The 23,981-nt window shown below is 65.5% G+C and carries 25 protein-coding genes and 1 tRNA gene; 9 read left to right on the top strand and 17 right to left on the bottom strand.

Annotated features, from left to right (window positions below):
• Positions 1–211 precede the first annotated feature (211 nt).
• Complete coding sequence (locus tag SB749_RS02275) at positions 212–865, bottom strand: winged helix-turn-helix transcriptional regulator (protein ID WP_410708814.1); 654 nt, start codon at positions 863–865, stop codon at positions 212–214.
• A 165-nt stretch (positions 866–1,030) separates the two neighbouring features.
• On the opposite strand from SB749_RS02275, the gene SB749_RS02280 reads away from it, so the two are divergent.
• Together SB749_RS02280 and SB749_RS02285 are read left to right on the top strand one after the other, a co-directional pair.
• Positions 1,031–1,591: a dihydrofolate reductase family protein gene (locus SB749_RS02280; RefSeq protein ID WP_410708815.1), complete on the top strand. Its 561-nt coding sequence runs from the start codon at positions 1,031–1,033 to the stop codon at positions 1,589–1,591.
• Between the two features lie 182 nt (positions 1,592–1,773).
• The gene (locus SB749_RS02285) at positions 1,774–2,232 is read left to right on the top strand and encodes a DUF4383 domain-containing protein (protein ID WP_410708816.1); all 459 of its coding nucleotides are present in this window, start codon (positions 1,774–1,776) and stop codon (positions 2,230–2,232) included.
• Positions 2,233–2,236: 4 nt separating this feature from the next.
• Here SB749_RS02285 and SB749_RS02290 read toward each other — a convergent pair whose 3' ends face one another.
• From SB749_RS02290 to SB749_RS02300, 3 genes are all read right to left on the bottom strand, one after another.
• Positions 2,237–3,250, bottom strand: coding sequence for an anion permease (locus SB749_RS02290; RefSeq protein ID WP_410708817.1), 1,014 nt, complete (start codon positions 3,248–3,250; stop codon positions 2,237–2,239).
• A 3-nt stretch (positions 3,251–3,253) separates the two neighbouring features.
• Positions 3,254–3,874 carry a DUF47 domain-containing protein gene (locus SB749_RS02295; RefSeq protein ID WP_101543807.1) on the bottom strand — a complete coding sequence of 207 codons (621 nt, stop codon included), beginning with the start codon at positions 3,872–3,874 and terminating at the stop codon, positions 3,254–3,256.
• Positions 3,875–4,214: 340 nt separating this feature from the next.
• Positions 4,215–4,802: a hypothetical protein gene (locus SB749_RS02300; protein ID WP_410708818.1), complete on the bottom strand. Its 588-nt coding sequence runs from the start codon at positions 4,800–4,802 to the stop codon at positions 4,215–4,217.
• Positions 4,803–4,977: 175 nt separating this feature from the next.
• On the opposite strand from SB749_RS02300, the gene SB749_RS02305 reads away from it, so the two are divergent.
• From SB749_RS02305 to SB749_RS02315, 3 genes are all read left to right on the top strand, one after another.
• A complete protein-coding gene (locus tag SB749_RS02305; RefSeq protein ID WP_410708819.1) occupies positions 4,978–5,916 on the top strand; it encodes a hypothetical protein in 939 nt (312 codons plus the stop codon).
• 142 nt (positions 5,917–6,058) lie between these two features.
• Positions 6,059–6,131 (top strand) — tRNA-Lys (locus SB749_RS02310).
• 230 nt (positions 6,132–6,361) lie between these two features.
• Positions 6,362–6,841, top strand: coding sequence for a hypothetical protein (locus SB749_RS02315; protein WP_410708820.1), 480 nt, complete (start codon positions 6,362–6,364; stop codon positions 6,839–6,841).
• 198 nt (positions 6,842–7,039) lie between these two features.
• Here SB749_RS02315 and SB749_RS02320 read toward each other — a convergent pair whose 3' ends face one another.
• The 4 genes from SB749_RS02320 to SB749_RS02335 form a co-directional block, all read right to left on the bottom strand.
• The gene (locus SB749_RS02320; RefSeq protein WP_410708821.1) at positions 7,040–7,291 is read right to left on the bottom strand and encodes a PspC domain-containing protein; all 252 of its coding nucleotides are present in this window, start codon (positions 7,289–7,291) and stop codon (positions 7,040–7,042) included.
• A 10-nt stretch (positions 7,292–7,301) separates the two neighbouring features.
• Positions 7,302–7,871, bottom strand: coding sequence for a GNAT family N-acetyltransferase (locus SB749_RS02325; protein WP_410708823.1), 570 nt, complete (start codon positions 7,869–7,871; stop codon positions 7,302–7,304).
• Positions 7,868–9,145, bottom strand: a complete 1,278-nt coding sequence (locus SB749_RS02330; RefSeq protein WP_410708825.1) for an FAD-dependent oxidoreductase — start codon at positions 9,143–9,145, stop codon at positions 7,868–7,870. The genes SB749_RS02325 and SB749_RS02330 overlap by 4 nt, the downstream gene beginning before the upstream one ends.
• Positions 9,146–9,384: 239 nt before the next feature.
• Positions 9,385–11,028: a hypothetical protein gene (locus tag SB749_RS02335; RefSeq protein WP_410708827.1), complete on the bottom strand. Its 1,644-nt coding sequence runs from the start codon at positions 11,026–11,028 to the stop codon at positions 9,385–9,387.
• 244 nt (positions 11,029–11,272) lie between these two features.
• Between SB749_RS02335 and SB749_RS02340 the strand changes: the two genes are divergently transcribed.
• Complete coding sequence (locus SB749_RS02340; RefSeq protein WP_410708828.1) at positions 11,273–11,794, top strand: GNAT family N-acetyltransferase; 522 nt, start codon at positions 11,273–11,275, stop codon at positions 11,792–11,794.
• Between the two features lie 7 nt (positions 11,795–11,801).
• On the opposite strand, the gene SB749_RS02345 is transcribed toward SB749_RS02340, so the two are convergent.
• From SB749_RS02345 to SB749_RS02370, 6 genes are all read right to left on the bottom strand, one after another.
• On the bottom strand, positions 11,802–12,854 hold the full coding sequence (locus SB749_RS02345) for an N-acetylglucosamine kinase (RefSeq protein ID WP_410708829.1): 1,053 nt from the start codon (positions 12,852–12,854) through the stop codon (positions 11,802–11,804).
• Positions 12,851–13,825: an N-acetylmuramic acid 6-phosphate etherase gene (murQ, locus tag SB749_RS02350; RefSeq protein WP_410708830.1), complete on the bottom strand. Its 975-nt coding sequence runs from the start codon at positions 13,823–13,825 to the stop codon at positions 12,851–12,853. The genes SB749_RS02345 and murQ overlap by 4 nt, the downstream gene beginning before the upstream one ends.
• Positions 13,822–15,330, bottom strand: a complete 1,509-nt coding sequence (locus SB749_RS02355) for a sodium:solute symporter (RefSeq protein WP_410708831.1) — start codon at positions 15,328–15,330, stop codon at positions 13,822–13,824. The genes murQ and SB749_RS02355 overlap by 4 nt, the downstream gene beginning before the upstream one ends.
• 102 nt (positions 15,331–15,432) lie before the next feature.
• On the bottom strand, positions 15,433–16,656 hold the full coding sequence (locus SB749_RS02360; protein ID WP_410708832.1) for an anhydro-N-acetylmuramic acid kinase: 1,224 nt from the start codon (positions 16,654–16,656) through the stop codon (positions 15,433–15,435).
• Positions 16,653–17,426 (bottom strand): GntR family transcriptional regulator, encoded by a 774-nt coding sequence (locus SB749_RS02365; RefSeq protein ID WP_410708833.1) that lies wholly within the window; start codon positions 17,424–17,426, stop codon positions 16,653–16,655. The genes SB749_RS02360 and SB749_RS02365 overlap by 4 nt, the downstream gene beginning before the upstream one ends.
• A 282-nt stretch (positions 17,427–17,708) precedes the next feature.
• Complete coding sequence (locus tag SB749_RS02370) at positions 17,709–19,094, bottom strand: GntP family permease (RefSeq protein ID WP_410708834.1); 1,386 nt, start codon at positions 19,092–19,094, stop codon at positions 17,709–17,711.
• An 80-nt stretch (positions 19,095–19,174) separates the two neighbouring features.
• Here SB749_RS02370 and SB749_RS02375 point away from each other — a divergent pair, with 80 nt between their 5' ends.
• The 3 genes from SB749_RS02375 to SB749_RS02385 are packed head-to-tail and all read left to right on the top strand — an operon-like array spanning position 19,175 to position 21,711.
• Positions 19,175–19,837, top strand: a complete 663-nt coding sequence (locus SB749_RS02375; protein WP_410708835.1) for a 4a-hydroxytetrahydrobiopterin dehydratase — start codon at positions 19,175–19,177, stop codon at positions 19,835–19,837.
• A gap of 39 nt (positions 19,838–19,876) precedes the next feature.
• Entirely contained in the window at positions 19,877–20,929 is a 1,053-nt protein-coding gene (gene mgrA / locus SB749_RS02380; protein WP_410708837.1) for an L-glyceraldehyde 3-phosphate reductase, read from the top strand.
• An 11-nt stretch (positions 20,930–20,940) separates the two neighbouring features.
• The gene (locus SB749_RS02385) at positions 20,941–21,711 is read left to right on the top strand and encodes a DedA family protein (protein WP_410708838.1); all 771 of its coding nucleotides are present in this window, start codon (positions 20,941–20,943) and stop codon (positions 21,709–21,711) included.
• Between the two features lie 51 nt (positions 21,712–21,762).
• Here SB749_RS02385 and SB749_RS02390 read toward each other — a convergent pair whose 3' ends face one another.
• The 3 genes from SB749_RS02390 to SB749_RS02400 are packed head-to-tail and all read right to left on the bottom strand — an operon-like array spanning position 21,763 to position 23,869.
• Positions 21,763–22,623 (bottom strand): shikimate dehydrogenase, encoded by an 861-nt coding sequence (locus tag SB749_RS02390; protein ID WP_410708839.1) that lies wholly within the window; start codon positions 22,621–22,623, stop codon positions 21,763–21,765.
• A complete protein-coding gene (aroQ, locus tag SB749_RS02395) occupies positions 22,620–23,117 on the bottom strand; it encodes a type II 3-dehydroquinate dehydratase (RefSeq protein ID WP_410708840.1) in 498 nt (165 codons plus the stop codon). Before aroQ ends, SB749_RS02390 begins: the two co-directional genes overlap by 4 nt.
• 2 nt (positions 23,118–23,119) lie before the next feature.
• Positions 23,120–23,869 carry an IclR family transcriptional regulator gene (locus SB749_RS02400; protein WP_410708841.1) on the bottom strand — a complete coding sequence of 250 codons (750 nt, stop codon included), beginning with the start codon at positions 23,867–23,869 and terminating at the stop codon, positions 23,120–23,122.
• Positions 23,870–23,981: the final 112 nt, after the last annotated feature.

Raw genomic sequence — 23,981 nt, forward strand, 5'->3', positions numbered from 1 at the left:
TCTGCTCAGCGGAACGTGACCAGAACGACCACTTTGCGTTGGGGCGATCCGGTGCGCGATCCGGCAGGCGCCGGCGGGATTCGTCCGTGACATGTCATTGTTTGGTCGATCCGCGGCGTTCTGAGCTCCACAATCCCCGCGGATCGACCAGAGAATGCACCCTCCCGGACGATCCGCCCCGCGGTCCTCTCACCGCAGGAGCCATCGGTGCCTATTTCTCTCGTGCCGCGTTGCCGTTATTGTCGTCGAGAGGTGCGCGGAAGGCGCGAACGAACTCAGTCAGCAGCGACTCGTTCCCGTCGACGGATACCGTCCCGGCAGCCACGGCCGTCTCCGCATCACCATCAGCAAGGAGGCCCCGCAGACCCGGGCCGCTGATGAACAGCTGCGCGGTCGGATCGGCGCCTTCGGCCACGTTCACGCCCGACTCGTCCACTTCAGCATGAGCGACCGCCGGGCCGGCCGTCACTTCCACCTTGAAAGCCCGCACCTTCGCCTCGGTGCGAGAGGTGAGCAACGCGGCGGCCAAGGAACTGTCGGTCGGAATCTCACCCTCACGTGCCTCAAGCATGCGCCGTGATCCCCAGCGACCGAGTTCGATGAGCACCGGACCAAGTTCCGAACCGTAGTCGCTGAGGCAGTAGACCACACTGCGCCCGTCGATGCTGCGCTCGAGAATTCCTGCTGCTTCGAGTTCGCGCAATCGCGTGGTCAGGAGGTTCGAGGGAATTCCGGGGTTTCCCTGCCGAAGCTCGTTGAATCGCTTGGGACCGACGAGGAGATCGCGGAGGATGATGAGCGACCATCGCTCCCCCAGCACCTCGGCTGCCCGAGCAAGACCGCAGAACTGTCCGTACGATTTCATGCTTGACAGCATAGCAATGTGAGTTCACTATTGAAACCACAGTTCAATTTCTGAACTTAAACGGATATCGGGAATCACGGCCCGCACGAAACACATGAGCCCACATAGAGCGCAGTAGTCCGCATGAAGCTCAAACCCCGCCCGACACTCAATGAGGAGATCGCCATGCCACGCACAGTCATCGCCGCACTGTTCCAGTCACTCGACGGGATCGCATCCGATCCGTTCAACTTCCAATTCGACTCCTTCGACCAGGAGACGGGCGAATGGATGACCACGGCCATCGGAGGAGTCGACGACTGCATCCTCGGCCGGGTCACCTACCAGGAGTGGGAGAACCACTGGCCGAACCACACGGAAGGCGAGGACGCACCGTTCGCGAACTTCATCAACTCGACTCCCAAGCACATCGCCTCGACGACGCTGTCGCAGCCTGACCTCAAGTGGGAGAACTCGACACTCATCCGGTGCGACCTCGTTGACTTCGTCCGCGATCTCAAAGCCGGCGAAGGCGGCAAGATCGCCATCGAGGGTTCGATGTCGATCGTCCGTCAGCTCGTCGAAGCGAACCTCGTCGACGAACTGACGGTGGCAATCCACCCGGTCGTCGCCGGCAGCGGTCGGTCCCTCTTCGAGGGCGGAACGACGACGAGGCTGGCGCTCAAAGACGTGCAGCGCACCAGCAAGGGCAACCTGTTGGCTACGTACGGTCCGTTCGCCGGCTGATCCTGTGGGTGGATCCGCCGCGATATCGATGCCGTTGTCCAGGTGGATCCACCCACAGGAGACGTCACGGACACCGAGGGGACCGTTCAGGAAGGCGCTGCCGAAAAACTTCGCCCATCGGCCATCCGAATCGGCATCTGCTCCGAACCATCGGTATCAGCCACCTTTGGGAAAGGATCATCATGAATATCTCGATGTCGTCACAGTCGCCCACCGCCTCACGCAGCACCCGCTCGCAGGTGCAGATGGTCTCCGGGCTCTTCGGTGCCGTGTTCCTGCTCGTGGGCATCCTCGGATTCGTCCCGGGCATCACCGCGAATCTCGGCTCGATCAGCTTCGCCGGACATCACACCGACGCGGCGCTGCTCGGCCTCTTCCAGGTCACGGTGCTCCACAACATCGTCCACCTGCTCTTCGGAGTCGTCGGGATGCTCGGACTCCGCTCGCGTGCACTGGCGAAGAACTACCTCATCGTCGGCGGAATCATCTACGCGGTGCTGTGGATCTACGGAATGGTGATTCCGATGGAGTCGATGGGCAACTTCGTCGGACTCAACACCGCCGACAACTGGCTGCACTTCGTCCTCGCCGCGGCCATGATCACCACCGGCTTCGTCTTCGGGCGGAAGCCTCGGGGCTGATTCGTCAGAGTCCGACGGAGGTCTTGACGATCCAGCCGAGCACCACCGCAAGGAGTGCTGCGGCGGGGATCGTCAGGAGCCAGACTCCGAACATCGGCAGGAAGTATCTCGCCCTGGCATGTCCCTTGCGCCCGGCGTACTGGGTGCCGAGGATCGACGAGCCGAGAACGAAGGTCAGCGACACCGGAACCCTCATGATCAGTGCTGCGGTGTACATGAGGATCGTGGCCGCGCCATCGGCGATGGAGGATTTGAGGGGGTCGAGGCGGACCATCCGCACGGACAGCGTCTGGACCACTCGCCACCCGCTCAGTCCGGTGCCCAGAGCCAGAGCCGCGGCGATGAGGAGGCGCACCGGCCAGGAGATCTCGACGATGGACAGACCATCGTGCGGCGTCGCCTCGACGGCGAGGATCCCGACCATGACCAGGGCCGCGACTTTCTGAGCGTCCTGGACCCCGTGGACGAGCGACAGAGACGCAGTGAGAACGGAATCGACCATGCGTGCGCCCCGGAACAGCGGTTTCGGCGGGGTGGACGCCAGTGACTTCGACAGGATGAGTGTGAGCACCCACGCCAGAATGAAGCCGAGGATGGGTGAGAGCACCAGCGGCCACACGACGTTGTTCATTGCGTGCTCGGCATTGACGGAGAAGCCGAAGACGATTCCCGCGCCGAGCAGACCGCCGATGAGACAGTGGGTCGACGACACCGGCAGGGCCAGATAGTAGGTGAACAGGCTCCACGCCGTCGCCGCCACGAAAGCGACGATGAGGCTGGTGAGGATGAGGTCGGCCGAACCGGAGAAGAGCACGATCTGGTTGGCCACGACGATCGCGATTCCCTCACCGAGGAGCGCGCCGATGAAGTTGAAGATGACGGCCAGGCTGAGCGCCCAGCCCGGACGCATCGCCCGTCCGACGACCGCGTTGCCGACGGTCAGGGCGGCGTCGTGGAATCCGTTCGAGCCGGCGAAGATCACCGCGGCGATGACGACTGCCGCCAAGAGCAGCTCCACGGACTACGACTCCTTGATCGCGATGGCTGCGACGACCTTGCCGAGTTCGGTGAACCCGTGGGCGGCCCGGACGAAGGCCTGCCCGAGTTGGGACACGGCAGCCATATAGGTCAGTCCCCGTTTAGAGTTCGGCACCGCGTCCGACATCCGCCACTGCAGGCTCTCGACCTGGTAGGTCAGCCGGTTGATCGCGTCGACGTAGTCCCACTGATCGAGCTTGCCCGGCAGCCGGGTGATCATGCGCGAGGTGTGGTCGGTCTGATTCGACAGCACGGCCAGGGTCTCGGGAACGCCGGAGGGCAGCGGGTCGAAGGCTCCGGAGGCGAGAACGTAACCGACTCCGTGCAGCCGGTGGCAGATATCGCGCATATGGTGGCTGAGCAGGTACAGGTCGTTGCGGTCGAACGGGGTGATGTAGTTCTCGCGCAGTGCTCGGAGCATCGCGCCCATGTCCTCATCGGCCCTGTCCCCGATCTCGCGGAGGCGGTCGGCGACGTCGCGTCGTTCGCTGATTTCGATTCCGGAGAGTTCGGCGAGCACCAGGTTGCACTGGCGCATCTGAGAGACAAGATCGGACAACCGCTCATAGAACACCTTGTCCTGCGGTACCCGCTTGAGCCGCATGCTCTCCTCCTGCCCGGGGCCCGGACAAGCCGGACGAATATGCATGATGCCTCAATGATATGTGCCGGACGCTGAACCGAGAGCGCCTCTCGGCGGAAGGCCGCTCGAAGCGGCTGAATTTGGAGCCCGGGGCTTCAGCGATCCAGCGTCCGGTGGCCCGAAGGCCACCCCCTACGATACTCGTTCATGCTCATGAATCCACCGCTGAGGCGGTCCTTCGTCCGTTGAGAATCTCACAGTCGATGACGTGGTCGGGTGGGAATAACCGGTCCCGACGGGGACCGCGCTCATTCGGTCGGGAGGGGCCGCCTCGGCGAGGGGATTGCCGGCGGGCCGAGGATCAGTCGAGGCCGCCTCGGCGATGGGCGACCGCGGCGTCGGACAGGTCTTGGGAGAGTTGGCGCAGGCGGACGGCGGTGTCATGGTCGTCGGTGCCTGCCGCGCAGATGCCGACGAAGGCGGAGGCGCGCAGCAGCGCGATGACGACGTCACCGCGGAAGGCGCCGACGAGGATCTCGTCGATGGCGTGGGCCACTTCGTCGGGTCCGGCTGGCAGTTCGACGCCGGCGAGGATCTCGTCGTAGCCGATGCCTTCGGTGACGCGGCGTTGGCCGTCGGAGAACATCTCAGAGAGTTCACACGGTGCGGACTTGATCCATTGGCGCAGGGCGTAGAGGCGCCACAGTGCGCCGGGTGCGGAGACGGCGGGAGCGGCGGACCACATCTCGGCGATGATCTCGAAGCCGATGTCATCGGCGAGTTCGACAAAACGCCTGGTGGCAGCCTCGTCGCGATTGCCTTCTGAATCGCCGAGCAGCAGTGCCGCGGTGGCGTGCGAGGTCTCCGAACGGGCGACGGGATCGTCGACGGCACCGACGGAGTCGAGGTCGGCCAGGGGAACGGGACGGTGGAATGCGCGCTGTGACATGGTCAGGGCAGTTTAGTCCCTGTCAGGGTGCGCGGACTAGGACGTGGAGCACATTCGGGCTTTCGCCGCACGGTCAGGTTCCGCTCCCGGGACTCACAACGGACGCTATTAAACTTGGATCTGATTCGTGGCTGCGACCGGCAGTCGCGAGTGACCAAAACGAGGAGGAACTCTCGTGGCAAAATCATCAGTGGCGAAGAAGGGTCTCGACAAGGCTGCGAAGTTAGCAGTCAATGACGACGGAACCCTCAATCCCCGCGCCCAGTCGATGTTGTCGCGCCTGCTGTCCGTGCAGCGCCCCGTCGCGCTGGCCTATGTGCGCAGTCTGCGCCGCCGGCACCCCGACGCGACCCCCGAAGAGCTCATCACGATCATTCGCCGGCATTACCTGGCGCTGACGACCTCGGGCGGTGCCGCCGTCGGTGCGACCGCCGCCGTTCCGGGGTTGGGCACGACGGCCGCGCTGGGAGTCGCCAGCGTCGAGACCGCGGGCTTCCTGGAAGGCACTGCACTGTTCGCGCAGGCCATCGCAGAGATCCACGGACTGCCGGTGGCCGACGCCAAGCGGGCGAACGCCCTGGTCCTCGGCCTCATGCTGGGCAAGGACGGGAAGAACCTCATCCAGAAGTTCGGCAAGCAGAACGGCGGCGTGGAGTCGATGTTCGGCAGCTGGGGCGCCACCGTGACCAAGCAGCTGCCGACCCCGCTGGTCGATCTGCTCGTGCGCAAGCTGCGCAAAACCTTCATCCGCAAGTTCGCCGCCCGTGCCGGCGGATCGCTGGTCGGTCGGCTGCTGCCCTTCGGCGTCGGCGCTGTCATCGGTGCCGTGGTGAATGCGCAGATGGCACGGAAGGTCGCTGGGGAATCGAAGGAGGCCTTCGGTGCTGCGCCGACGGTCTTCCCCATCGAGACCGACCCCGAGTACGTTGCGCCGAAGAAGGATCACAAGCTGCTGTCGAACCTCAAGCACGTGTCGGCTCTGCTCGGGAAGGTCAAGAAGAACAAGACCGTCGAATCCTCCGTCATCGAGCCCACGGATCCCGAGGAGCTTGAGGCTCCGGACGGCCTGCCTCGTACGTACACTGCTGAGGATCAGCGCGGACTGGAGAAGTGAGCCGCGGGGCTTCGTCGGGAGGGAGTCGACGGACCCCTCTCGACGGCGGGCCCTGGTTTGAGTAATTCGGGCGCGAAGCTCTACTATTGGTTCGTCTCCATCATGCGTCAGCAGGCCTGTGTCCTGCACTTGTGATGGGGCGGGGCCTCTAGCTCAGTTGGTAGAGCAGCGGACTTTTAATCCGCGGGTCGTGGGTTCGATCCCCACGGGGCCCACCCAGCCTGACCAGGCATGATACATAGCACCCCCGAAGCTGCGAGCTTCGGGGGTGCGTCATTTTCAGCAGATTTTCAGCAGACGATTCAGTTCTCTCACCGACCGCGGACGGTCGAGAAGGGTTGTACCGGAACTGGCACAGGATGTTGCCTGACGAACACCCCCTGCGGGCCGGCAACCGCATAGAGTCGGAGTCATCGACCGGTCAGCAGCGAGAAGGATACGCACAATGAGTTCGAACTACCGCGCCCAGGCTGGGCTCGCCATCCACGGCCCAGGGCCCTGGCGCAACCGCGGTCAGCTGACTCCGGCGCCGTCGGGCAGGCGCTGGTGGGCGAGGATCCTCGACGCGATCTTCGTCCTCTTCTGCACCGGCACGGTCGTCGGTGTCGCCATTGCCCTCGCCGGGATCAACATCATCTCGCTCGATGCTGCTACCGGAGCTGCTCTCGCCAGCTATCCGCTGATGGCGCTGGTGTTCGGAGCCCTCTACGGCTGCACGGTCTCCCCCGGCCAGGCACTGTGCGGAGTCGTCTCGCTCAAGCACAGCGGCAGACGCGTCGGATTCTGGAGGGGCATGTGGAGCTACCTTGGCGTCGCTTTCTTCCCAATCACGATCGTTCTCCTCATCTGGACGTTTTTCGACGCTCCGACGTTCGACCTGGATCCGGTCGACGTCTACTACCGCAGATCGCCGCAGGTCTGGTAGTTCCAGCTCCAGGGTGCGGAATTCGAGGACGCGTTTCGCACCGGCGATCTTCACCAGGAGCCCGAGGAACTCTCCGTGGTTGGCTGCGACCTCGGCATGGTCATAGACGTCGAAGCACCTGACCGGCGCGCTGCGATGAGTACGTCGTCTACACCGACGAGAGTGTCAGTGAAGTACCTGTCGCCCGCCGACCCGCTGTCACTGAATTGACCGACCGCCGAAGGCCTGCTGCAGCGGGATCGAATTGTCCTGCCACGGAGCGAGGATCCACGCGACGAGGTAAGCGCCGATTCCGAGTACGGGGAGGAGGAACGAAGCGAGAACGATGAGCCGCATGATCCAGACGTTGATGCCGGTCACCTCGGCGAGGCCCCCGGCAATACCGCCGAGGATGCGGTCGGGACCGCGACGGAAACCGATTTTGCGGATGGAGTCGAATAGTGAGTTCATGTCTTCGACTCTACGGATCTGCCGTCACCGCGGCACTAGTGCTGACCGTCGAGGCCGATTGAGGAAAACCGGAATCCGCGTCGATCCAGTAACGCCGTTTGGGCGGTCCGTCACTGTTTTCGCGCACGTCCTCGAGGACTCCCCCGCACCGTTCGATCACACTTGCCGAGGCGATGTTCGTGTCATCGCAGGTGACGAGCACGCTCTCGACCCCGGCCGAGCGCAGACGTTCGACCGAGCGTGACAGGATCTGCTGGGCGTATCCTCGGCGACGGAATTCCGGGGCGACCGCGTATCCGACGTGCCCGCCGAGATCGAACAGGAAGTCGTTGAGTTCGTATCGGATGGAGGTGCGGCCGACGGGTCGACCGGCTACCTCGGCGACGAGGAATTCCGCGCGTACTCGCCCCGGTGGGAGATCGATTCCGCGAGCCTCGCGCTCGTGGGTGGCGATGATGTCGTCCCACGTGCCCTCGGCCTGGAGGAATGCGAAGTCGTCGGCGCGCAGCTGCTCGTGGAATTTGCGCAGCTCCGCCTCATCGGAGGGCGCCAAGGGTCGCAGGTGGAGGATCTGGCTCATCGTGCTCCTTCGAATGCCGGTTCCTCGCGTCGCGCGAAATCCGGGGCGTGTTCTGCGGTGATTCCCATGCCGAGGATACGCGCCGGCACCACGGTGAGCGCGGGGAAGGTCCTCAGCAGCCATTCCAACGGCGCCGGCGGGCGGACGTCGCCGCCGTGGTGGACGACAGGTTCGATCATCCGGTGGATGCCGCCCTGCAGCAGCTCGACGGCCTTCGTCGTCAACAGGCGTCTGCGCTGGACCCGCCGCAGCTGTCGTACCGACACTTCGCCGGTGCGCAGCGAGTCGGCGAGCAGCCGAGCCGTGGCCATGCCGTCCTGGACGGCGAGGTTGACGCCGACTCCGCCGAGTGGACTCATCGCGTGCACCGCGTCGCCGATGCACAGCAGACCGTCGACGAACCACCTCGGTGCCTCGTTTCGACGCACGTCGAGCAGCTTCACCTCGTCCATCTCGATTCCTTCGACATCCGCGGCGAGGGCGGGGAAGGTTCCGGCTACCGCGTTGCGCAGCGCTTCGACACCCTCCGCCCGGAATCGTGCGTCCTCACCCTTCGGAATGAGCCGGGCGATCTGCACGTGCCCGTCCCGCGGAATCGCAACGAAGACGCTGCCGTCGTGTGAGCGGGGTGCCACGGAGTCGGGGAGCTCCGCCTCGGTGTCGATCCGGAACCACCACACGTCGATCCCGGAATGCAGTTCGCGGACCGGAAGTCGCGCCTCCGCCCGCGCCTTCGACCAGCGGCCGTCGGCGGCCACGACGAGTGGCGCCCGGAACTCGGTCTCGCCGTCGACCCCGACCGCGCGAACGCCGATGACACGGTCGCCCTCCCAGATCAGGGACGACATCTCTGTGCCCATCCGCAGGTCGAATCCCGGTTCGTCCTCTCCCGCCTCGGCGAGCAGGTTGAGGAAGTCCCACTGCGGGGCGATAGTCATATAAGGGTGCGCGGTGTTCAGCCGCGACAGGTCGCCGAGGACGAAATCCTCGCCGTTCCGATCCTGGAGGCTGATATTGCTCACTCGACGGTGGGTGATGCGGGCGAACCGATGGTAGAGGCCCAACTCGTCGAGGAGGCGCAGAGTGGACGGGTGGATGGTATCGCCGCGGAAGTCGCGGAAGAAGTCCTCGTGCTTCTCGAGAACGACGACTCTCACCCCGCCACGGGCGAGCAGCAGTCCGGCGACGATCCCGGCGGGGCCGCCTCCGCTGATGATGGAGTCGAAATGCTCAGTTTCATGTCGGGCGGCGTGCGTGCTGTCGGTGTCGGCCATGACACTCTCCTCGGCTGGACGGCCCTGCGGCTCCGGGAACCGGCAGCACCGTTGACTCTGTGAACGCTGGGGCTCAGTTCCCAGCGTAGACCTCGCACCGGGCGACGGAAATAGGGTATGCGCTCCGGCCAGCCGACCGACCGCCTCGGCGACGGAGGTGACAACTGGTTCAAAGTGCAGGACAGGAGCCTGAAATCCGGGCACTCACACTTTGAACCAGTTGATGTGCCGGCACCTGGTCAGTTGGAGCGTCCGCCGGCCATCTTCTCCGTGACGTCGAAGCGTTCGCGGTAGCGGCCGGTGAGCAGGCACCACTGCGAGTACAGCGCGGTCGAGGAATTGAACACGAGCAGCGTGAGCGGATAGAGCAGCCACTGTAGCCACATCGTCACGCGGCGTTCGCGCGGGACGTGGATCGGCCGAGGAGGCAGCAGCGCATTGAACACGATGATGGAGACGATGAGTCCGATCATGCCGATCTGCTGAATGATGCCCACGGTCATCGGCATGCGCTCGACCAACGAGGATGCCTGCCCCGTCTGCGCGGCCACGACGAAGGGGATCCACCCGCCGATGGCGATGATGATCGAGATCGAGGCGAGACTGACGTGCCCTTCGAGCAGGGAGAAGAAGCGGATGACTCCGGGCCAGAACGGCGCGCGGGCTCCGGGAGCGAAGACGCGCACCCCGACATAGGGAACGTCGGAGGCACCGTACGACCAGCGGCTGAGCTGTTTGAACTGAGCGACCATCGTGGACTTGAACGTTCCGGCCTGTACAGCGTCCTGGAAGATCGGGACGTGGATGGGTACGACCCGGTAGTCCCCGTCGAAGTGGAACCAGCTGCGCCAGTACTGGTGACCGTCCTCGACAATGGTCCGCTTCGACCAGAAGCCCATCTCGACCAGAGCAGTCAGCGGCTGCGCGTGGGAGGCGAAGTTGCGCAGTGCGAGCCTGCGGACAGTGGTCGTGAGATTCCAGAAGCAGTTCGCACTGGCGACCACTCGCGATGGTGCGGGCACGTCCCAGATGTTCGTGATGTAGAGGCTGATCGGCTGGAACGACAGACGCTCCCGGTCCGGCGCGGTCGCATATTCGTAGGCAACACAGTCGAAGTAGGACTCGTGCGGAATGTTGTCGCAGTCGAGGCTCGTGACGATCACCCGACGCGGGTCGATGGCCTCGTCACGGACCCATTCGGCCAGGTGGTGACCGGCGTACGTGATGTTCGCTCCCTTGCCGGCGATCTCGTCGGGCAATCCGGCTGGATGTTCGACGAGGACGAAGGCCCCGAAGCGGTGGCCGTACTCGGCTTCGAGCCGCCGAGCCGTTTCGGCCATGGCAGGTCCGCCGCGTTCCTCATGAGCGAAGAAGACGAGGAGCTGTTCGGGCTTCGTCGAGGTGTGCAGCAGGGTGCGGATGGTGTCGGCGATGACTGGGTAGGGCTCGTTGTACGCGGCCACGACGACCGCGTGGAGCAGGGTCGATGGCCGCATGATCGAGGTCGGATCGGCGCTGAATTTCGCTACAAGATCGGCATGGTCGGCGGCACGGAACCCACCCCGAGGATGCGCCAAGGAAGGGCGTCCGTCCAGGGCTCGCTCCAGGTCGGTCAGGCGTGCCGCCCAGTCGACGCGAGCGCTGCGGCGAAAGCGGACGAACCCGCGGGCGACGTCGATCGCGCCGAGCATCGCCCGCACGAACATCAGCCCGACGATGGAGAGCACATAGACCGCTCCGAGCATTGCGTCGACGAACGGCAGGACGAGTACGAGCCCGACCACGGTGAAGCTGATCGCCGCCGGCAGGGCTTCGAAGAATCGATACAGCCGGGTACGCGGGCCCATCGGCAGCTCGAGGTCGGTGGGCGATGGTGCTGCCACCGGCTCGAATGCGACGGCTCCCCCGCCGGTGTTCCGAGGACCGGGTGGTGACGGCCGGAGCGGTTGAGGAAGTGGGTGGCCCGAGGTTGGTGATTCGACGGCGGTGACTGGTTCGCGGTTCGCTCTCACTCTCTCGATCCTGGGTGCCCCGGCTGGACAGCTGTTTGTCGACAGGTGCAGGTCAGGTGAATATTTCGTGCCGGAGAACGATCTTCCTGGCCGCGTCGGCCGGTAGCATCCAGTCATGACCCACGCAGTTCGCCCGCCCGTGCCCGCCGATGCTGCAGCCATGGCGCGCGTCCATGTCGACACCTGGCTCGAGACCTACCGCGGGATCATGCCCGACGAACTCCTCGATGCCCCCGACCTCATTGATCGACGCCGCCAGATGTGGACGCAGATCCTCGCCGAGGCGGCTCCGTCGAAGTTCACCTGCGCCGTCGCCGAATCCGATGGCCGGATCGTCGGCATCGCCATGGCTGGCCCGCCCGAGAATACGGAATCAGCCGAGGACGAACTCCCCGAAGACCGCCACCTCTACGTGCTCTACTCCTATCGATCCATGCACGGCACGGGCGTCGGCCAGGACCTCCTCGACGCCGTCATCGATCCGTCCGTGACGACTGCACTGTGGGTGGCGGATCCGAATCCCCGTGCCCAGGCGTTCTACTCGAAGAACGGGTTCGTCGCCGACGGCACCATCAAGACCGACGATTACGACGGGATTCGCGAGGTGCGGATGGTGCGGCAGGCCAGGGGCGACTGACGACCAGTCAGGTCCAGATGACCCGGTCCTGCGCGCCGAGTTTCCCACCGGCGCCGAGGTGGCCCAGCGTGAGCGCCCCATCCAACGGCCCGCCTGCGGGCTCGACGATGGTGATGGTCGGATCAAGCCGTGCGGCTTCGGTGCGGAACCCCTCGACGAGGTGGCTCCCCGCGGCCGCGACTCCCCCGGTGAGCGCGATGTATACGGGCCTATCCGCGGTCCGGCTATCCGCACGTGCGGCGGCAGATTGCGGTGCGCCGTCGGCAAGGGTCGATCTTGACGAAGCGTCGGCTCGGCAGGCTGCGCGCGTCGCGGCAAGCGCGCTGCGGGCAGCTTCCTCACCCGCGCTGCGGAGCAGGTCGGCCGATGCTGTGTCGCCGGAGCGGGCAGTCTCGGCGATGTCGACAGCGAATTCGGCGAGGAGCCCGGCCCGGTCATTGCGGGTATAGAACTGACCCGGCCACGAGGCGGGTGGGCCGAATCGTCTGGTGGCCGCCTCGAGCAGCGCACGACCTTGTTCGTCGATGCCGTCATGAGTGCGCAGAGCGAGTTCGAGACCATGCCGTCCCAGCCACGCTCCTCCCCCGCGATCGCCGAAGAGGTGTCCCCAGCCATCGGCTCGTGACCATTCGGCTGACCAGTGGCCTGCCTCACCCGGACCCGGGTGGGCGATGGCGATCGCTCCGGTGCCGAGCACACTGATCGCCCCACCGGTTCCACCGAGGTGGGCGGTCACCGCATCGATGGCGGCGACCGCCGGCACGCCGTACTCGGCCGAGATCTCGGCGAGGACTTCGGCAGGATCCTCGGCGAGAGAGGCGATCCCGGTCGCACCGATGCCGATGCCGCTGACCTCGGAGAAGAGATCGGGCCACGTCTCTGCGGCAGATTTCACGAGATCGCGAACGACGGACATGACGTTGCTGCCGCTCGGCCCGATCTCGATTCGCGGTCCGGCGATCTGGTCGACGATGCCTGGGACGGACCCTGCGTCATCGACCTCGCCGAGCGCGGCACGGCTGCCGGTGCCGCCGATGTCGATGCCGAGGATCAGGCTCATGCGCCCACGGTACCCGGGCCGGAACCTTCCGAGTCCGTTCCGTCGTCCGAGCCATCCGGCGTCTTCGTCCCCACAAGCTCGGCGATCGCGGACCTGACCGATCCGTCATGGGACTCCAGGGTCGACGCGGCCAGGGCGGGGGCCGCCTCGGTGAAAGAGACGACGATGGCGGTCTTGAGATCGCCATCGCAGCGCTCGAGCAGAGCTCGCGCGTCGGCATCGCCCAGGTCAGCGGCCTCGCGGAGGATGCGCACAGTGCGTTCGCGCAGCTTCGCGTTGGTCGCGACGACCGAGACCATGAGGTTGTCCCAGGTGCGCCCGAGAGCGACCATGAGCGCGGTCGAGAACCCGTTGAGGGTGAGCTTCTGGGCGGTGCCGGCCTTGAGCCTGGTCGATCCGGTGATCACTTCGGGGCCGGTGTCGAGCACGATGTGGTCATCGGCTTTGTCGGCCAGAGAGGCGTACGGGTTGTTCGAGATGAGCACAGCGTGGGCGCCGTTGGCCCGCGCCGCGACGAGCGCCCCGCCGACGTACGGGGTCGACCCGCTCGCGGCGATGCCGATGGCCACATCGTCGGGTCCGAGCTCGGCACCGGCCGCGGTTCCGTCGGCCCCGGAGTCCTCGGCGTTCTCCACCGCATTGACCAATGCCGCCTGACCACCGGCGATATGCCCGATGACCCGGCCCGGTTCGAGGTTGAACGTCGGCAGGAGCTCGCTCGCATCGAGGACGCCCAACCGCCCCGAGGTGCCTGCTCCGAAGTAGTGGACACGGCCGCCTCGGCGCATGCGGTCTGCGGCGATGTCGACGAGTTCGGCCAGCTGCGGCAGGGCCGCGGCGACCGCATCGATGACACCGTGGTCTTCGGCGTTGAGGACCCGCAAGACTCCGAGGGTGTCGAGTTCGTCGAGTCCGGAGCTGGCCGGATTGCGCTGCTCGGTCGGGGACAGCGGCCGCTGGGAGGAGGTCATGGACGGGGGCTTCCTTCCGCCTCGGCGATGGTGGGCTCTTCGACTGTGGTCTTGTGGCGCAGACCGAGCAGACCGCCGACGATGAAGGTGACGATGACGCCGAGCAGGGGGTACCACTGCCACGCCACCCACACCTCGCCGGTGACGTACTTCTCCATGACGAAGAAGAACGCGTTGACGGCCACGGCCAGGGCGAAGGCGATGTTCGCGTCGACGGCACGGGCTCGTTTGTTGACGATGCCGAAGACGAACGCGCCGAGCAGACCGCCGTACGTGATGCCGGCGATGCCGAGAGCCAGGATGACGATGTTGCCGGAGTCGGATTCGAAGATCGTGGCGGGCAGGATGAACGCGATGCCCCAGCCGATCGTCGCCCAGCGGCCGACCTTGAATCCCTGTTCGTCGGTCATCGGGGTGCGCTTGAGCTTCGCGTAGACGTCGTTGACCGTCGAGGACGACAGGGCCGACAGCGACGACGACAGCGTCGACATCGCGGCTGCGAGGATGCCGGCCAGCAGCAGTCCGGAGATTCCCGTGGGCAGGCCCTCGATGATGAACAGCGGGAAGATCTCGTCGTCGCGGGTCAGGCCGAGATCCGCGGGCAGCGCGTGATCGTAGTACGCCCAGAGAGCCAGACCGACGGCGAGGAAGATCGCGAACTGGACGACCACGACGAATCCGGAGGTGATGAGAGCCTTCTGCGCCTCGAGCTTCGACCGGCACGACAGCAGGCGCTGAACGATGAGCTGATCGGAACCGTGGGAGGCCATCGCGAACACGGCGCCGCCGAGAACCGACGGGATGAATGAGGTGTCCGCGGAGATCGGGTTGCCTTCGAAGACGAAGATGTTCGTCTTTCCGGCCTCGACCGCCTCGGCGAGCCATCCGCCGCCGATCGATGCGGAGATGATGATGATCGCGAGGATCCCGCCGAGGACGTAGAGGATCATCTGCGCGACATCGACCCAGATGACGGCCTTGATGCCGCCGATGAACGTGTACACGATCGTCACAAGCGAGAGGACGACGATGATGACGAAGTAGTTCGTGTGGATGCCGAGCCCGTCGAGGATGACCTTGAGCGGGATGGCCGCGGCGAGCACGCGGATGCCGTCGGCGAGCAGTCGGGTGAAGAGAAAGGTCACGCCGGCCGTGGTCTGCGTCGACTGGCCGAAACGTTTGCCCAGGTAGGCGTACGCGGTGATCATCTCACCGTCGTAGTAGCGCGGCAGCATGAAGTAGGCGACGATGACGCGGCCGAGGATGTAGCCGAGTCCGAGCTGCAGGTAGTTGAGGTCGCCGAGGTAGCTCATGACGGGGATGCCGATGACGGTGAGCGCGCTCGTCTCGGTGGCGACGACGGACAGGCAGACGGCCCACCACGGCAGGTCGCGCCCGCCGAGGAAGTAGCCCTTGAGGCTGCTCTGTTTGCCGCTCAGTGCCAGTCCCAGCCACGCCGTTGCGACGAGATAGGCGATGATCACCAGGAGGTCGATGATCTGCATTGGTCTCTCCTTGTTGGGGGTGTGGAGTGTGTCGGTTGATCGGTGGTCAGGAGGTGCGTGCGTCTGTGCGGCCGAGCGGGTGGTGCCGGGTCCGGCCGCGGTTCAGTCGGTCAGTTTCAGTCGGGTGGGTCGTCGGTGGAGGGGTTCGGGCAGACGCAGCGGCCCGTCACCGGGAGTGAACCGGCCCGCGATGCGCTGTCCGATCGCCCCGGTCAGACTCGGCTGCGTGCCCTCGAGTCCGTGCCAGCTCAGCCACCCGAGAAGCGCCATGAGCAGCGCTTCCTTGCTGCCTTCGGGCAGCCCGAAGGCCTCATCGGTGCTCGTGAGAGCGATGCCCTCACCCAATTCCTCGCCGAGGCGGCCCATCAGCTCCGGGTTCCTCGTCCCACCTCCCGAGGCGATGACGGTGGTGACATCGTGCTCGCGGACCGCCTCGGCGATGGTGCGCGCGGTCAACGTCGTGACTGTGGCGATCTGATCATGCTCGCCGAGGTGGGGGTGGGATTCGAGGTATGAGTCGAGGTAGGCGGCGTGGAAGAGTTCCTTGCCTGTCGATTTCGGGGCGGGGCACGCATAGAAGGGCTCGGTGAGGAGCTCGGTGAGCAGGGCCGCGTCGACGGTGCCGGCGGCAGCGAGCGCACCGTCGCGGTCATAGTTCTGCCGGCCGTCGGTGATGCGGCGGGCGAGGATGTCGATGAGGGCGTTGGCCGGGCCCGTGTCGAAGGCGATCGGGTCCTGGCCGGGAGTGATGACGGTGATGTTCGCAATTCCGCCGAGGTTGAGCACTGCGGTCGGAGCCTCGGCGTCGGAGAGCAGGAGGGAGTCGAGCAGCCCGACGAGCGGGGCACCCTGTCCCCCGGCGGCGACGTCACGGGAGCGGACGTCGGAGAGGACTGGCACACCGAGTCGTTCTGCGATGAACGCCGGCTGTCCCAGCTGGAGGGTCGAGGTGACTTGCCCGTCGGTGATGTCGTGGCGGACGGTCTGGCCGTGGCTGACGACGAGGTCAGGGGTCAGGTCGTGGTCGGTGCAGAGTTCGGACAGGGCGTCGGCGCAGAACCGGCCGAGCCGGGCGTCGACACTGCTGACCAGCGATAACGGCAGATCTGCTGGTTCGAGAAGGCGAAGGATGTCGGCGGAGAGCTGGTCGTCGAATGGGGTTTCGCGTTCGGCGAGGATCCGCACGGTCAGGGTGGTGGGGTCCGCGCCGACGAGGTCGAAGCTGGGTGTGGGTTCCGTATCGCTGACGGGGTCGGGCCGGAATTCGGCGACGACGAGATCGAGGCCGTCGGCGGAGGTTCCGGTCATGAGTCCGGCGATGATCATGGCTGCGCTCCTCCAGTGTGGTCGGGGACTGTGGCGGCGGTAGCGGAGGGGACGGCTCCGGCTGCTGCGGGGGCGGGGACGGTGAGTTCGGTGCGGACTTTGTAGCGGTCGCCTCGGTAGACGGAGCGAACGAACTCGAAGGGGCGGTCATCGGCACCGCGGGAGATGCGCTCGAACAGCAGGGCGGGTGAGAGTTCTTCGACGCCGAGGTGTTGAGCCTCGCGGGCGTCGAGGAGGGTCGGTTCGATCGTCTGCACGCTGTGGTTGAGGCGGATGCCGAAGTTCCGGCGCAGCAGATCGTAGAAGGACTGGTCCTCGAGGTCGCCTGGGCTCAGCCCCGGGACGAGAGCCGAGGGGACGTGGAGTTCTTCGAGTGCGATCGGTTCGTCATCGGCCAGGCGCAGGCGCAGGATCGCGATGACGTCATCGCCTTCGGAGATGTGGAGTCGACGAGCGATGTGCGCGCCCGCCTCGGCGACGTCGAAGCTGAGGATATGGGACCCGGGACGCATTCCGCGGGCGAGCATATCCTCGGTGAACGAGCTCGCGGCCAGCGGTTGGTCGAGTTTCGGCCCGAGCGCGAAGACGCCCGTGCCGTGGCGCCTGCGGACCATACCCTTGGCGACGAGTTCGTCGATGGCGCGGCGCAGGGTCATCCGCGAGATGCCGAGCGTCTCGGCGAGCTGTCGTTCCGGAGGGAACTGCTCACCGGCGGCCATGTCCTCGAGGCGGTCGAGGAGCTGGTCGCGGATGGCATGGAATTTCGTCACACCACCATTGAGGCACAGGACACACCGCTAAATCAAGACCACTGGTCTATTTTGTGTCGCGCATACCTTCGGTCAGCGTCGCGCTCGCGCCTTCGATCAAGCGCTCTCTCACTTTCAAGCGCTCCCTCCCCTCGATCAAGCGGGGCCGCGAATATGGCGTCGTAGACCATGACAATTCTGCGCCACCGCTTGATCGGCGCAGCACAGGCAGGCGGAGGCCGAGAGGACGGAAAACGAGCGGGCGGAACCCGGGCAGGCGGAAAACGAGCGAGCGGAAGCCCGTCAGACGAAGAACAGCGAGAGCAGGAAGGCGAAGATCAGCCCGAAGACGCTGACGAGAGTCTGGACCATCATGTGCGTCTTCGTCGCCTGACCGATCGTCATGCCGAAACTCTCCTTGACGAACCAGAATCCTGCATGGTTGACCCAGTTCAGGCCGATCGATCCCGAGCCGATCGCAATGACGACCAGAGACACATATGCCCCGGAGTGATCGCCGATGAGAGGGGCGACGATGCCGGTGGCCGAGGTGATTCCCACGGTCGCCGATCCGGTGGCGAACGAGAGCAGGATGCCGATGAACCAGCCGAGCAGGATGAGGTTCATCTCCAGATGAGAGGTCGCGCCGACGACGGCGTCGCCGATGCCCGAGTCCTTGAGCACCTCGTTGAAGGCACCACCGCCGCCGATGATGAGGATGACTCCGGCGATCGACTTCAGGCTGTCGCCGAAGGAGCTGCGGATCCGCTCGCCGCCCATTCCCGAAGTCCAACCGAGCGCGATGGCTGCGAAGATGACTCCCGCCAGCATCGCGATGACCGGATTGCCGATCACCTCGGCGATGGGTTCGAACGAGGACTCAGGCGCCACGAGTTGAACCACGGTGTGCACGAGCATGAGCACGACGGGGACGAGGACGGTGACGAAGGCGAGCCAGACCGGAATCGTTCGCAGTTCCTTCTGGTCCACCTCGGCGCCGGCTCCGGTGTACTGGTCGATGAGGTCAGCGGTCGGTTCGAGCTTGACCCGTGGGGCGATCCAGCGGGCGTAGACCGGGCCGGCGAGGATGACGGTGGGAACCGCACAGACGAGCCCGAGGCCGATGGTCATTCCGACGTTCGCGTTGAGTCCGGACACGGCGATGAGCGGACCCGGATGGGGTGGAACCATGCCGTGGAGGCAGGCGAGCGCGGCGATCGCGGGGACGAGGATGCGCAGGTACCACAGCTTCTTCTGCCCGGTCTTCTTCTCCAGCTGCGAGGCAACCGCGTAGATGACCGGGATGAGGACGACGAGGCCGACCTCGAAGAACATCGGGATGCCGATGATGAAGGCAACACCCGTCATGATCCACGGAGCGGCCTTCGGCGAGGAGTGCTCGATGACGAGGTTCGCGATCCGCTGGATGGCACCGCTGTCGGCCAGAAGCCGTCCAAGCATCGCTCCGAGGGCGACGACGACACCGGTCTCGCCGAGGGGGTCGCCGGCTCCGGCGACGATCGTCTCTGGAATCTTGGCGATCTCCTCACCGGCGGCCAGGGCCGTCACAGCGGAGGTGATGAGGAGAGCGAGGAACGGATGCAGCTTCGTCTTCCAGTTGATGAGGAGGATGAGAAGCGCGATCGACGCGAAGAGAAGCGTTACGAGGTATGCGGTTGAGCCAATCACTGGGGCAACATTACGCCCCTGCCCGCGGGAACCGGGAACGAGGGGTTCACGCGGCACTGAGAAGTCCCTAGCATGAAGTCATGACTGCATATACCGGACAGAAGCTGCTCGACGCACTCGACTCCCAAGGGCTCGGCGACTGGCAGGGGCTGCCGGACTGCATCGGCGCCCGGTTCCTCACCGGCGACTTCGCCACCGGGCTTGATCTCGTGGCTGAGGTCGGGTCCCTCGCCGAGGCGGCCGGCCACCATCCCGATGTCACGCTCACTTTCCCCCACGTCGACATCCGATTGACCAGCCACGACACCGGTGCCGTGACCGAACGCGACCTCAACCTCGCCGGGCAGATCAGCGAGGCGGCCGCCTCGGCGGGGGTGAAGGCGGACCCGACCATCCCGGCACTTCTCGAACTCGGCCTCGACACCGCGAACCAGGACGCCATCGCCCCGTTCTGGGCGGCGCTCCTGACCGGGGATGCGAGCAACGTCTCCGGACCTGACGTCGTCGATCCTGCCGGACAGATGCCGCTGCTGTGGTTCCAGGATTGCGAGGAACACGAGGTTCCGCACCAGCGTCTGCACGTCGACGTCTCTGTACCTGCGGCGGTCGCGCCGGAGCGGATCAGAGCTGCGGTCGACGCCGGAGGCACGATCGTCGACGAGTCCCAGGCGCCGTCATTCACCGTCCTCGCCGACGCCGATGGCAATCGCGCCTGCGTGTGCACGCTGGCAGGACGCCCGTAAGCTGGGATACGAACTCATCCGCTCAGCCCAGGAGACAGCGTGTACCAAGCCGCCGAGAACCGCTATGACTCGATGACCTTCCGCCCGGTCGGCCGGTCCGGACTCGTCCTTCCCGCCCTGTCACTCGGGCTGTGGCACAACTTCGGCGACGATGTCGCCTTCCAGAACCAACGCGACATCGTCCGGCGCGCCTTCGACATGGGCATCACGCATTTCGACCTGGCGAACAACTACGGCCCTCCTCCGGGGTCGGCGGAGACGAACTTCGGCCGGCTGCTGCGCGAAGACCTCCACCCCTACCGCGATGAGCTCATCATCTCGACGAAGGCCGGCTGGAACATGCACCCCGGCCCTTATGGGGGCCCCGGCGGCAGCCGCAAATACCTTCTGGCCAGCCTCGATGCGTCCCTGCGCCGACTCGGCCTCGACTATGTCGACATCTTCTACTCCCATCGTCCCGATGCTTCGACGCCGCTCGAAGAGACCATCGGTGCGCTCGACACCGCCGTGCGCTCCGGACGCGCGCTCTACGCCGGGATTTCCTCATACTCCGCCTCCGATACGGCCCGGGCTTGCCAGATCGCCCGCGATCTCGGTACTCCCCTGCTCATCCACCAGCCGTCGTACTCGATGTTCAACCGGTGGATCGAAGACGATGGACTCCTCGACACAACCGCTGACGAAGGGCTCGGCGTCATCTGCTTCTCCCCGCTTGCGCAGGGCCTGCTCACGGACAAGTATCTCGGCGGAGTGCCCGAAGATTCGCGCGCGGGCAAGGCGAAGCCATCGTTCAAGGACGGGTTCCTCAGCGCCGACAACCTCGCCCGGATTCGGTCGCTGAATGACATCGCCGCCGCACGCGGTCAGTCGTTGGCACAGCTCGCCCTGGCCTGGGCGCTGCGGGATGAGCGAGTGTCCTCGCTGGTCATCGGGGCCAGCCGTATCGAACAGCTCGAGCACAATGTCGCGTCTCTCGACGCGGCACCGTTGAGCGATGAAGAGCTCGGCGCAATCGACGAATTCGCCGTCGATTCCGGCGTCGATATCTGGGGAGACGCGCGCCGCAGCACCTCAGAGGGCGATGCCCGATGAGTGGCGATCACGTGGATCCTGACCGCACGGATACCGCTGAAGACGCGGATACTGCGGAGACCACAGAAGGTGAGAGCACGGCAGGGGAAAGCCCCTGGGCGACGATCAAACCCTGGCAGGGCAAGGCTCAAGGTCTCGACAAGCTGCTGCTGTTCATCATCATCGGCGTCCCGCTCATCTACCTCGGCCTCATGCCGCTGCGACCGTGGATGCTCGTCAATGCCCCGGTCGTGCAGGAGTTCATCAACGGCGCGAAGACCTCGATCGTCGCTGCCGCCGCCTATGCCCGGGTCGGTGAGATCCCGCTGTGGCTGGTCATCGTCGCCGGCTTCGTCGGCATGGCCAAACTCGATTGGGCGTTCTGGCTGGCCGGTCGCCGGTGGGGCGACGGTGTGCTGCGGCTCTTCGCGCAGAACGAACGTCAGCTCAAACGCATCAACCAGCTGAAGAAGATCCCGAATTGGGCCCTGTTCCTCATGACGCTGATCTCGCGCTGCCCGGGCATCCCGGGCACCCTCGTCTACCTCGTCGCCGGGTGGACGCGGATGCGGCTGTCGCTGTTCCTCGTCGCCGACCTTCTCGGCTGCCTCATCTTCACGCTCATCTGGACCTTCCTGGGCTATCAGCTCGGAGAGGCCGCGGTCGACATCCTCAAGGTCATCGACAAGTACGCCCTGTGGCTGACTCTGGCCCTGATCGTCGGCATCTTCGCCATCAGCTTCTTCAAGGAATACCGCAAGCAGAAGAAAACCGAAGCTGCGGGTGACACCTCCGAGAACTGACCATTCGCCCCTGACCGGGAGCCGCGTCGAATTCCGGTCAGGTGTCTCGGATCAGGAACCGAAGGACAGGAAGGTCTCACGCATGCGCTGCGGGTCGGCCTTCTGGCCGCTGAAGAGTTCGAACGCGTCGATGGCCTGATTGACCGCCATCCCCGATCCATCGAGCGTGCGGCACCCCTTGGCCCTGGCTTCGGCGAGCAGCTGCGTCTCGAGCGGGAAGTACACGACGTCGGCTACCCAGGTCTCCGCCCCGAACACCGAGGTGTCGACAGGGGTACCCGGATACGCCTTCATCCCCACCGGGGTCGCGTTGACGATCCCCTGCGCCGAGGCGGCCGCCCCTTCCAGCTCATCGAGCCCGATCGCTCGCGCCCGGACCCGAGAGCCCGTGACGGTCCCGATATCCGTCGCCAGACCGGCGGCCCGGTCGATATCGGTATCAGCGATGATGAGTTCACCGACGCCGAGTTCGGCCAGGGCGAACCCGACGGCACAGCCGGCTCCGCCGGCACCGATCTGCACGACCGCCTCGGTGGCGGCACCGTCCAGTCCGGCACGGAACCCGGCGGCGAAGCCGGTGACGTCGGTGTTGTATCCCGTCGTCCGTCCGGCATCGTCGATGACGACGGTGTTGACCGAATTGATGCGCGCGGCCACAGGATCGACCTCGTCGAGGAGGTCGATGACCTGCTGCTTGAACGGGTGGGTGATGTTGAGCCCGTCGAAGCCGAGCCGGATCGCTGCGGTGAGCAGCTCCTCAAGCCCCACCTCGGCGAGGCGAGGTTCGGCGATGTCGATCGTGCGGTAGATCGTGGGGATGGAGTGGGCGGCGCCTTCGTTCTCGTGCATGCGCGGGGTGCGGGAGGCGGAGATGCCGACGCCGATGAGTCCGAGGAGGAGGGAAGAGGTCATGGTCTCGCTTTCGCGTTCGTGAGGTGGTCGATGAGTATCTCCACCGCGTGGACGTAGCCTTTCGCGCCGGCTCCGGCGATGACTGCGGCGGCCACAGGTGAGAGATAGGAGTGGTGGCGCACGGCTTCGCGCGCGTGCGGGTTGCTCAGGTGCACTTCGATGATCTGGTGGTCGTAGGACTTCAGCGCATCGTGCAGTGCCAGGGAGGTGTGCGTGTACGCTCCGGCGTTGATGATCGCGCCGACCGTCGAGTGCCGGGCCTCGTGCACGGCGTCGATGAGCCCGCCCTCATGGTTGCTCTGGATGCAGCGGACGCTCAGTCCCGCCTCGGCGGCGGTGTCCGCACACATCTTTTCGATGTCGGAGAGGGTGGTGCGGCCGTAGATCTCGGGCTCGCGTTCGCCGAGGAGGTTGAGGTTGGGGCCGTTGAGGACGAGGATCTCGGGCCGGGGAGTCATTGCGCCAGGTGCAGCTTCGGCAGTGGTTGCGGGCATGGTCACCTCGGGAATCGGGCGGCGATCAAGGCCGCGGTTTCGTTCAGTCGGGGGACGAATTCGATGAGCTCGTCGAGGCTGCGGCGGAAGACCGGAGCGGCGAGCGCGAGCGAGGCCAGCAGGGTGCCGTCGAGATCGAAGACGGGCACTGCCAGGGCGTTCATGCCGATGTCGTTCTCTTCGGACTGTCCCGCCCATCCGTCGGTGCGGATCTGTTCGAGGCGTGTGCGCATCTGTCTCGGATCGGTGATCGAGTTCGGGGTGCGAGCGACGAGATCGAGCGCGTCGACGGTGGCAGCGGCCTGTGGATCATGGGCGAGCAGAGCCTGACCGATCGCCGAGGTGTGCAGCGGAGATTCGTCTCCGGGGTCGGTGGTCGTGCGGAACTGCGGGCCGTCGACGGTGAGCACGGTCAGTGCGGCATTGCCGCGACGGACGGCGAGGATGCTCGATTCGCCGGTGGAGGCCGTCAGTTCCTGCAGCAGATCCTTCGTCGCTCCGGACAGCCCCCGCCTGTGCGCGACCTTCTGAGCGAGGCGGAAGACCTCCATCCCGAGGGTATAGATCTTCGTGCGTGCATCGAAGCTGGCATACCCGGATTCGACGAGCCCGCCGAGGAGGCGGTACGCGGTCGAGAAGGGGTAGCCGGTTGTCTCGGCGGCCTGGGCGGCGCTGATCCCCTCGGGTGATTCGCCGAGGAGTTCGAGCATCTCGAAGGTCTTCGTCACCGAGTTCGAGCCCTTGGGCGGCATGCTTCGCCTCCTTGCGTTGCTGTGGCAGTTCGGTGGTGCTGGGGCAGTGTGTGCAGATAGTTCGTGAGTCCGGAAAGCAGAATTCCCGCGTTCCACGTTGACAGGCTATGTC

The organism is Brevibacterium sp. SIMBA_078 (assembly GCF_046534565.1).
In the GTDB taxonomy this organism is placed as follows: Bacteria; Actinomycetota; Actinomycetes; order Actinomycetales; family Brevibacteriaceae; genus Brevibacterium.